We start from the raw sequence: 9379 nt of genomic DNA, 5'->3' as shown, positions 1-9379 counted from the left end.
TCATGAGAAAGCCCATATAAATGGGTAATGTACAAGTTGCTGTAGAAGCATGTTTAATTCGTCTGATCACAGATACTTTATAAAGTATTTTAATACTTTTTTGAATCCGTCAATGCGTAAGTCCTATCAACTTAAAGATCGTAGATTTACCGGCTCCGCTATCCCCTGTTAAAAAAGTAATCTTTCCACGCACTGCTATAAAATTAATATTCTGAATTCCACGACCATTTGCATATGCAAAAGATACGTCCTGAAACTTTAATATACTAAGTAAATCCTTTTCGGTTGAAATGCTCACTGTAGACTGTTTTAAACTATCTTTTAATTCTGGTTCATTCCACATTCTGGCAAAAGGTTTAAATTCTATATACGATTGATTAAATTCAAGAATACATCTTCCTATCATTTCAAAAGGTGTGTTTAGTTGAAGTAGTAGAGCATTGAATAAAACCAAATCTCCAACGCTCATACGACCTGCTTGGACTTCAGGAATAAGGATATACAAACTAATAAGAAACTGAATAGTAAGAGCTGAACCAAAAATAACCGCATAATAAGTACGCTTCAAGGAATATGAAGTCAGACTTTTCAAGACTTTTTGAGAACCCTGTTGAAATCTTTGATCTATCCAGGAACCTGCATTAAAAAATCTTAGGATATCCATCATAGACATCGCATTTCCAAGCAATTGAATATTTTTCTGTCTTTCACTGGTTGCTTCTTTTAAATATCGTTCTATACGTTTACTAGAAAAATACGACAACCCAATAAAGAATAAGCCATATAAAATAACAATAGTGACAATCTTGAAGTCGAGTTTTATCCCTAAAATAAAACATGAAAAGATGATCTGTAAGACACTAGGAATAAAAGAAATTAAGCCCATTTGCATCACTTTATTTAATGCAAATACACCTTGATTTTGCATTGCTTGAATTTCAGTAGGATTATGCAGAATAAAGAAGTGGGATTCTTTTAAAAGTATTTTTTTTAAAAAGTTTGTAGAAGTAATATAGTTTAAAGTTTCTGCCAGAATAACCGACAAATAAGTCACAGCTTCTTTAAAAACTAAAGACAAACCAAGTAATACCGCATAAACAGCAAATCCTAAACCTATATTTTTTATAGGATTATTTAATGAAATTTTATCGATAATTGAGGCAAAGGTATAAGGAGCCGATACTGCAAGTATTGTTGATATTAGAATGGAACAGAATAATAAAAATACATATAACTTTGATTGTCCAATAAATAGTTTAATGTTCTCAAGTAGTGCATTTCTAACATTTTTTAGGTCTTTGTTAAGGAAAGTGTGCAAACTCTTGTCCGCCCTTATTTAGAACTATTTTAATTTACTTTATCAATTATTGTTTAAATCTCCTATTTTATTTGGCATAACAGCCATTATTGGAAATTAGAAATAAAAGCCCAAGTCCATATAGCTCAGACTTTTATATTTCAAAAAAATAATAAAAATCAATGATATATATTATTTTTAAATTTAAATATCATGTACTCTAGTAATTTTAGAGAAGTTAAACTTATGATCTTAACTTTATCTTTACATTATGACCAAGCGAAAAAAGTTTATTAAAAGTCTACTTGTCTATCCCAAGAAATAGCTGTAATTGTATTTTTCTCTACAATAATCGTGTAATAGATATTATTTACTAAATAATGATACTCGGTAACTGTGTATTTTAATTCATTTTTTTCAATTTCATAGCTACTAGAAGATAAAGGAGCTTCCTTAAATTTATTCATCATACTGATATAACTATCGCCAATTGCAACTATTTGCCCTGAATTTGTTCTCACTGCATTCGTTGAAGTACCCGCTGTTACACTATGGCCGTAAACAATTAAGGAAAAGAAAAAAGCTAGCTGGATTAATTTCATATTGTTGATAAATAAAAAAGTTTCGTTACCCTAATCATAGTTTTTTTTTCTTTAAAAATCTTCATTTTATAAACATGAATAATTACTAATAAGGCTTAAAAAGCTGGATAGGCTCTATAACTGCTATTAAGTAATATTCATTTCTAATAGAAATAGTTTAATTCTTAAAAATATTTGGTTAATTTTATCCCCATTTAACATAATGGCGGTTATACGAAATGCATACATTGAAATTTATAAAAATCAAAAACTTATGCTATAAATAATGTGCTCGATGATGTCGAAAAGCCGGCTTGGAAACAAGTCGGCTTTTTTATGAGCAGTTTTGATATATTCCGCCAATAAAAATTGGCTAAATTTTGCAAAATTTACAATTTCGTATTAACATTTTTATATTAACAAAAAGCGATGCAACTATGAAAATTGAGTTTTCATGGGATGAGCATAAAGCAGAAATAAACCTTAAAAAGCATGGTGTAGCTTTTGAAGATGCAACCTTGGTTTTTTACGATGCTCATGCCTTATATAAACAGGATCGCTTTGAAAATGGTGAATATCGTTGGCAAGCGATAGGTATGGTACATGGGCAAGCTGTTTTATTGGTGGCCCACACAGTACAAGACCATAATGGGATGGATCATATCCGCATTATTTCGGCACGACAGGCAGAGAAAAAAGAGAGGAAACAGTATGAGCAAAACCGTTACTTACAAAATGGATTTGAATAATCCTCCTGTTTTGTCTGAAGAACAAAAGGCAAGACTTGAAGCCCTGGCTAAACGCCCAGACAGTGAAATAGACTTTTCGGACATTCCTGAACTTGATGAAAGCTTTTGGAAAAATGCTGTCCAAAATCCGTTTTATAAGCCAACTAAACAAGTGACTACAGTACGCATTGATGCAGATGTCATGCAATGGCTAAAAGCGCAAGGCAAAGGCTATCAGACACGTATGAATAAGATTTTACGTGATGCAATGCTGAATGATTTAAAAAATCATCCATAAAAAACGGAGCTTAAGCTCCGTTTTTTACAAACTATTTTTAACCTTATAGAATCTAAATTCGGGGTAAATTAAACCTATAATAAAAAGAATGGTAAATGCTATCCATAGAAACAAAGCCATAGCTCTAAGCTGTTCTTCATTCCATGAGCTTGATTCCATATCTAAGAAAAAGATACTCTTCCAGCCTTTAATATAATCAGCTCCCCCCCATGAAATAATCCATTTGAACATTAAGCTAACTGCCAAATAAATAAGCACCCACACCCATGTAGACATAAATTACCTTATTATTTTTAATCACTTATTAGATAATTATAACTGATCTTAATAGTCTTATTTAACATAAAATCTCTTATCCGAAATGAAAAAAGGGAGCTAAAGCTCCCTACGTATCATCACATTAATAAGCTAGCACAGACTGTAGTAAGACTCAGGAAAGTGTCCAAAAAAATTCTGTTTAATTTGCTCAATCTCGACCCCGTCAGGATACTTCGCCAACTGCTGATCAAGCCAAACCAAAAATGCCTCCTGATTGTCATAACAATGGTTTACAGCTAAAAATTCAGCAATCCCGTATCCCATTTGGATATTCAGCTCTCTTAATAATTGACGTCCAACTAGCCTTGTTTGTTCACTGATCCAAAGTTCTCGGTTATATAACATTCACTTTCTCCTCAACTATATGAATGCGGGTGAGGTAAGCTGTAAACTTTGATTTAGGAGCTTCACCCTGTATAATTTAAAATTACAGGTTAAATCTACCTATAAAGACAAATTATAACCTTCTGTAGGTTATAATTTACCAAACCGTCTCCACTTTTGCAACAAAAAAACAACCCACAGTAGGTTATTTTTTTTAACTAAAAGGCATTATGATTAACTGCAAGTTATCTTCCCTAATGGGAGAGCGTAAGATTCTGAAAATCAGTGACGTAGTCAATGCTACTGGAATCAATCGAAATACATTGACTGCACTCTATTACGACAGGGCTATTCGAATAGAACTATCGGTAGCTGATAAGTTATGCAAGTATTTCGATTGCAACATGAATGACCTGTTTGAATATACAGATGGCGAGAATGAAGAACAGTAGACTTGTACGCTGTAGCGTACAAGTTCAGGTTTGAACGTATAAACCTACCAAAAACTCGGGCCATCATAGCCTCTAGTTCTTTCCGGTATTTGCTGCTGTTCTTGTTCCAACTGCTTCTGTTTACTCAGTTCTGCCTCATAATGTGGTCGATACAGCTCATAATTATTTTCAGCACGAATCCGCTTGATCTCCTTGATCATTTCTTGCTGCTGGGCCAATAATTCTGGTTCATTTTTCCGTGCAAAACGCACCGCCTTGTTCATCACAGGCACATCTTTTAACTGCGTTCCGTGCTTTTTGTTGTAATCACGATGGGAAAGGCAGCTGACAAAGCTTGGAACTTCAACCGGAATGCCACGGATTTCAACGGTTTTGGTCGGTGCATACTGTGCCAAACTGGCATTGATCAATTCTTCCGTCTTCTGCCGATACAGCTGCAACTGAGCTTTCCCCATGCCTAGGACATCAGCCGTCAATTTCTGAGCACCGCCTTTTTCAGGTTGTTTCGGGTTGTATCGCTTAAAAAACTGCTCTGGTGTCCGCTCGATGTCATCTACATGCCGCTCGCTATACATGAAATGTAGGTGCGGCTGCTCAATGCCGCCAATCGAACCCGCATGGTTATGAATGGCACAGGTGAAGGGATAGCGGTAACGGTCGGCAAACTCTGCTATAAATTCTTCGGCAAGTTCAATACGCTGAGCCTGGGTAAGTTCTTTGGGAAAGGCCACCACCAGGCTCGAACAGGTTCGCCCATTGCTTCGTTCATAAACATCAGCTGCCTGCCAGAACTCTGCCGGCTTGCCCTCGGCAAAGCTCGGTATGTTGCCGGATTTCACAAACTCGATCTGTTCCGCTGCGCTTTCTTTGTAGTGTCTGAAATGCGAGGTCCGCGTGATGTAGTGGAACCTGTTTTTGGCTGTGGCTGCATTTTTCACTTTGCCGGAGCGAGTTTTCACGGCTGTTTTTACGGTATGTTCCAGGTTGCAGTAGAACATGTGTCCACCTTCAAATTCGTGCAGCCTCGCAGAGCCTGCGGAGCACGAGGAGTAGTGTTTTTAATTCGATATAATTGCGTAGTAATTATATCGAATTAAAAACACGGAAACGAGCTTAAATATTTAAATAAATGTTCTCACATTTATTTAAATATTTTTCGTGATGGCATATGCTAGACTGAAACATCAGAATTGCCCCCTTTTTCATGCCGGAGAATGTGATGGCAGCACGTGGTAGACCCCCAAAAACACTCACGACAACAGATCTAGACGAGTTAGAAAAATTTCTAATCGACTTGGACTTTCTAAAAAAGAATCAGCAAAAAGCTATACAACTGCTGCAGAAGGAATATGAAGAATTAGATGAAAAAGATCTGAACCTGCTAAAAATAGTTCATCGTGAAAAAAATCAGTATCAGCAACGACAGACGCTACTAGACCAGATCAAGACAAAACAAAAAAATCAGCAAAAACTTTTAAAGAATGAAATAGAAATTCTTCAACTACTTGAAAAAGAGAAAAATCAAGACAACTTCTTTCGTCTTGATCGAGCATTAACGTCTTATCAAAAAATAGAAAAAGCAGCACTTGAAGACAGAATTAGACTTGAGAATGAACATAAACGGGATATTTTAAACAAAACTCACAAAGAACTGACAGAAGCTCAAAAGAAGAGGAATGCCGAAAATCAGTTGAAATATGCTTTGGGTGGTCTTGTTCTCTCCCTCTGGAGAAAGCGCGGGTGGCCATTGGATCATGATAATTTAAAATCAGTCGAAAGTATGATTTCACGAAACGCTTCTTTTTGTTCTAAAATAGTTAAAAGTTCATTATACAAAGATGCTTTCACCCTCACAGCTAATCATAAAATTACTAGAGAATTGGTTCTTTCTGCTATAGATGAACTTCCTACATACAATATAAATCAAGAAGAGTTGCACAAAGTCATCCTCAAAAAACTGTATAAGCCCAAATAAAGGCTCTCATTTGCGATTTAAGCGAGTATTTACAAGGCAAAAGAACTGACCCTGATTACCTCTATAGTTACAAGTGAAGCCATCACGTAGCTCTAGGGAATAATGGGCTTATTCATAATTCAAAGCTTCATCAAAAAGAAGTAGTAGTTTATGAAACGTTTTTTCAGAGCTCGGATTTATTGATATTTTTATGCTTTTACTGTCTTTAAGATAATCGATAAAATTATACCCAATGCTCAGAAGATGAGTACTTTTCAATGTTAATTCTTCACCATTTAAAAATACTAACGATAAATATGCTGTTGCATTTAAATAATCAATGCTGGAATCTAACAAGACATATTGATCTTCATTTTTTGTTAAAAAGTTCATAATGAACTCCATTTTTGATCCAAAAAATGAGCTTACACACTTTAAATTTTTCATGATTTCATTTGTTGAGTTTCTGAAAATTTTTTTGATTAAATCAAATTACTACCATTTTTTAAAAAATGCTTTTTGGCATGAAACTTAACTTTATAGAGCGAACTTACATAATTCGCGCCTAGACATCCTGAAAAACCGCTTTTTTCAGCATAAAAACTAAATGACTAATGATTAGATGCTTAGCTTTAGGTCATGTGCTTTTGCTTTTAAAAATTATAGATTGAATTAACCAAAAAATTGCCCCAAGCATCGAGCATCGCGAGATGCAATAGAGTTTGAGCGCAGCGAAAACCAAGGGCAATTTTTCAAACGTTCTTTTAATTATTTTTTAAATTTTTTAAATGCTTTTAGGCAAGCCAAAAGCCTTTGTTAGCAATGCTTTCAGGATTTATATAGCAACGTTTCCTCGGTTATATAGCAACGTTTCCTCGGTTATATAGCAACGTTTCCTCGGTTATATAGCAACGTTTCCTCGGTATTTGACAACATAAATTTATTGTGTTGTTATAACAACACAATAAAATAGTTGCCAAATAGAATGACATGAAAGACTTGGTTGTAAAATCAAATAAACTTGTACAAGCTTTACAGACTCTTACCTTAAGTGAAACTCGCCTATTGCAATTAGCAATTGTGGATGCTCGTGAAACAGGACAAGGGTTATCAACTGATGAGCCATTAGAATTAAATGCTACTCGCTATGCACAAGCCTTTAATGTTTCCCCAGATGCAGCATATTTAGCGTTAATCGACGCAGAAGATTCTTTATTTAAAAGACAATTCACCATTATCAACGAAGATGGCACCCCAACAAAAAGTCGTTGGATCCAAGATGCTAACTATAAAAAAGGTGAAGGCAGAATATTAGTTACTTTAACTCGTGTAGTAATTGAGCATGTCACTAAAATAAATGGTTTTGAGCAATATTTTACTAGCTATCATTTGAAAAAAACTTCAGATTTCAAAAGTGTTTATGCTGTGCGTCTCTATGAGTTGTTAATGCAATGGAAATCCGTAGGTAAAACCCCTATTTTTGAATTAAATAAATTTCGCAACCAACTCGGTATAGGTGTTAATGAATATACTCGAATGGAAGCATTTAAAAGGCGTGTCTTAGATATTGCTATCGACCAGATTAATGAGTTTTCCGATATCACTGTTAAATACGAACAACATAAAAAAGGCCGTTCTATTTCAGGTTTTTCATTCACATTCAAACAGAAGAAAACGGGCAATCAATCGGTAGAAAACAAGCGAGATCCGAACACCGTAGATATTTTCTCAAAAATGACGGATGCTCAACGCCACTTGTTTGCAAACAAACTTTCGCAGCTTCCTGAAATGGGTAAATACTCTCATGGCACAGAAAGCTATCAGCAGTTCGCTGTGCGTATTGCTGAAATGCTCCAAACCCCCGAGAAGTTTAAAGAACTATACCCTTACCTCCAAAAAGTAGGCTTCAAGGCTGCATAGAATATAGACTTGCTGATTTGTCTATTAGACAGTCTAATAGACAATACCTTTTGACAAGATTAGGCATCGTTTTACATCATGAAAAGCCTTTCAGTTTTAGAATTATCCAAGCTTTACGGCATAAACAGACAAACGATTTACAATCATATAAATAAAGGAATTTTAAGTAAAAATTCTGACAACAAAGTTGATTTCTCAGAAGCTATCCGTGTATTTGGGGAGCCTGCTAAAAAACAGGATGTAAAAGAACCTGTAAAAATAGACAGTCCAAGTTCGGCAGAAGTTTTACTGCTTAGACAGCAGATAGACATGCTGAAAAATCAGCTTGATGATGCCAAAGATCGGGAATCTTTCTATCAAAACCAGATTGAAACGATGCAGCGCTTACTGGAAGCCCCAAAAGCCAATATGACTACGTTTACAGATCAAGAACAGCCGCAAGCGAATGCAGCTCAAGCACAGCCAGAACCAGGCAGCGATGATACGAAACATGAGGAATTGACTACTGCCGAGCCTAAACGGATTCCGATCCCAGAGCATGTTGAGCCTGAACCGGAGAAAAGGGGCTTCTGGAGCCGTTTCTTTAAGCCGTATGGCTGAGCGGATTGTTCATGGTGACTAATCAAAACCGTGGAACATTGGTTAAATAGTAGGCGTGGAACAGGTTAAAAAGATAAAAAAGCCCAGAACTGTATTTTTGGGCTCTCAAAACCAATATAAGGCATTGATTTAAAACAATTTATTAAATTGATTTCGCATAACGTGCATTATGTTAATTTTAGAAATATTAACATATAGTTTCACCTATAATTTTATGACCATATCTTCAGTATGAATCAGTTTAGGATTATGAGTGATTGCTATAATCGTCACACTGTCTTTCAGGCTACGCATATGTGACATGATTTCATACTCAGTTTCACTATCTAAACTCGAACTAGCCTCATCCAATAATAGAAACTCAGGATCAGCATATAGTGCTCTTGCTATAGATATTCTCTGTTTTTCTCCACCAGAAAGAGTCATACCTCTTTCTCCAACTACGGTATCAAAACCATCTGGCATCATCGTAATACGATCTAAAATTTGTGCTTTTTGAGCTGCTTGATAAATTTTCTGATCATCATAAGCTCGACCTAAACATATATTATTTTTAATCGTATCATTCAATAACATCACTTCTTGTGGAACTACCCCTATTTGAGAAAACCAGATATTACGTTCAATACTATTTAGAGGGATATTATTCACTATAATATTTCCTTGATCAGGTTGAATTTGTTTTAAAATCAACTAGGACTTACGCACTATTACTTATAGATTCTCTGTGGTAGCAGATGATTTTTATCGAGAATAAAGTCATCAATGAAGTTTTTGATCATTGGTCTAAATAATTTCTTCTGCCAACGATATATATTTTCAAAGATCCGCTCAAACTGGTTCTTTTGTATCTCAACGTAGGCCATCAAGGCTGAAAAAATATGATTCAAAATCAGTTTAGATCGTC

Annotated in this window: 13 protein-coding genes and 1 pseudogene; 6 read left to right on the top strand and 8 right to left on the bottom strand. The window is 35.2% G+C overall.

The window, feature by feature from the left end; all coding sequences use genetic code 11:
- Window positions 1–109: 109 nt before the first annotated feature.
- Both FTU91_RS14355 and FTU91_RS14350 read right to left on the bottom strand, forming a co-directional pair.
- Complete coding sequence (locus tag FTU91_RS14355) at window positions 110–1318, bottom strand: ABC transporter ATP-binding protein (protein ID WP_180082633.1); 1209 nt, start codon at window positions 1316–1318, stop codon at window positions 110–112.
- A gap of 272 nt (window positions 1319–1590) precedes the next feature.
- Window positions 1591–1899: a hypothetical protein gene (locus tag FTU91_RS14350; RefSeq protein WP_180082631.1), complete on the bottom strand. Its 309-nt coding sequence runs from the start codon at window positions 1897–1899 to the stop codon at window positions 1591–1593.
- A gap of 416 nt (window positions 1900–2315) precedes the next feature.
- Here FTU91_RS14350 and FTU91_RS14345 point away from each other — a divergent pair, with 416 nt between their 5' ends.
- Both FTU91_RS14345 and FTU91_RS14340 read left to right on the top strand, forming a co-directional pair.
- Window positions 2316–2627: a BrnT family toxin gene (locus tag FTU91_RS14345; protein ID WP_057069502.1), complete on the top strand. Its 312-nt coding sequence runs from the start codon at window positions 2316–2318 to the stop codon at window positions 2625–2627.
- Entirely contained in the window at window positions 2590–2904 is a 315-nt protein-coding gene (locus tag FTU91_RS14340) for a BrnA antitoxin family protein (protein WP_033134782.1), read from the top strand. Before FTU91_RS14345 ends, FTU91_RS14340 begins: the two co-directional genes overlap by 38 nt.
- 24 nt (window positions 2905–2928) lie before the next feature.
- On the opposite strand, the gene FTU91_RS14335 is transcribed toward FTU91_RS14340, so the two are convergent.
- Window positions 2929–3180, bottom strand: coding sequence for a hypothetical protein (locus tag FTU91_RS14335; RefSeq protein WP_180082629.1), 252 nt, complete (start codon window positions 3178–3180; stop codon window positions 2929–2931).
- Between the two features lie 132 nt (window positions 3181–3312).
- Complete coding sequence (locus FTU91_RS14330; protein ID WP_180082627.1) at window positions 3313–3567, bottom strand: hypothetical protein; 255 nt, start codon at window positions 3565–3567, stop codon at window positions 3313–3315.
- Window positions 3568–3776: 209 nt separating this feature from the next.
- On the opposite strand from FTU91_RS14330, the gene FTU91_RS14325 reads away from it, so the two are divergent.
- Window positions 3777–3998, top strand: coding sequence for a helix-turn-helix transcriptional regulator (locus FTU91_RS14325; protein ID WP_180082625.1), 222 nt, complete (start codon window positions 3777–3779; stop codon window positions 3996–3998).
- 44 nt (window positions 3999–4042) lie between these two features.
- Here FTU91_RS14325 and FTU91_RS14320 read toward each other — a convergent pair whose 3' ends face one another.
- The gene (locus tag FTU91_RS14320; protein WP_180082623.1) at window positions 4043–4996 is read right to left on the bottom strand and encodes a MobA/MobL family protein; all 954 of its coding nucleotides are present in this window, start codon (window positions 4994–4996) and stop codon (window positions 4043–4045) included.
- Window positions 4997–5217: 221 nt separating this feature from the next.
- Here FTU91_RS14320 and FTU91_RS14315 point away from each other — a divergent pair, with 221 nt between their 5' ends.
- Complete coding sequence (locus FTU91_RS14315; RefSeq protein WP_180082613.1) at window positions 5218–5973, top strand: hypothetical protein; 756 nt, start codon at window positions 5218–5220, stop codon at window positions 5971–5973.
- A 108-nt stretch (window positions 5974–6081) separates the two neighbouring features.
- Here FTU91_RS14315 and FTU91_RS14310 read toward each other — a convergent pair whose 3' ends face one another.
- Window positions 6082–6345 (bottom strand): hypothetical protein, encoded by a 264-nt coding sequence (locus FTU91_RS14310; RefSeq protein WP_180082611.1) that lies wholly within the window; start codon window positions 6343–6345, stop codon window positions 6082–6084.
- Between the two features lie 597 nt (window positions 6346–6942).
- On the opposite strand from FTU91_RS14310, the gene repM reads away from it, so the two are divergent.
- Together repM and FTU91_RS14300 are read left to right on the top strand one after the other, a co-directional pair.
- A complete protein-coding gene (gene repM / locus FTU91_RS14305; RefSeq protein ID WP_180082609.1) occupies window positions 6943–7872 on the top strand; it encodes a replication initiation protein RepM in 930 nt (309 codons plus the stop codon).
- Between the two features lie 78 nt (window positions 7873–7950).
- Window positions 7951–8472 carry a plasmid replication DNA-binding protein gene (locus FTU91_RS14300; protein ID WP_180082607.1) on the top strand — a complete coding sequence of 174 codons (522 nt, stop codon included), beginning with the start codon at window positions 7951–7953 and terminating at the stop codon, window positions 8470–8472.
- A gap of 204 nt (window positions 8473–8676) precedes the next feature.
- Here the strand turns inward: FTU91_RS14300 and FTU91_RS14295 are convergent, their stop codons facing one another.
- Window positions 8677–9165, bottom strand: coding sequence for an ATP-binding cassette domain-containing protein (locus FTU91_RS14295; RefSeq protein WP_180082605.1), 489 nt, complete (start codon window positions 9163–9165; stop codon window positions 8677–8679).
- A 17-nt stretch (window positions 9166–9182) separates the two neighbouring features.
- Window positions 9183–9379, bottom strand: a pseudogene (locus FTU91_RS14290) (IS701 family transposase); the annotation flags it as partial.

Source organism: Acinetobacter sp. YH12201, from assembly GCF_013418145.1.
Lineage (GTDB): Bacteria > Pseudomonadota > Gammaproteobacteria > Pseudomonadales > Moraxellaceae > Acinetobacter.
This window is presented reverse-complemented; position numbering and strand designations above follow the sequence as displayed.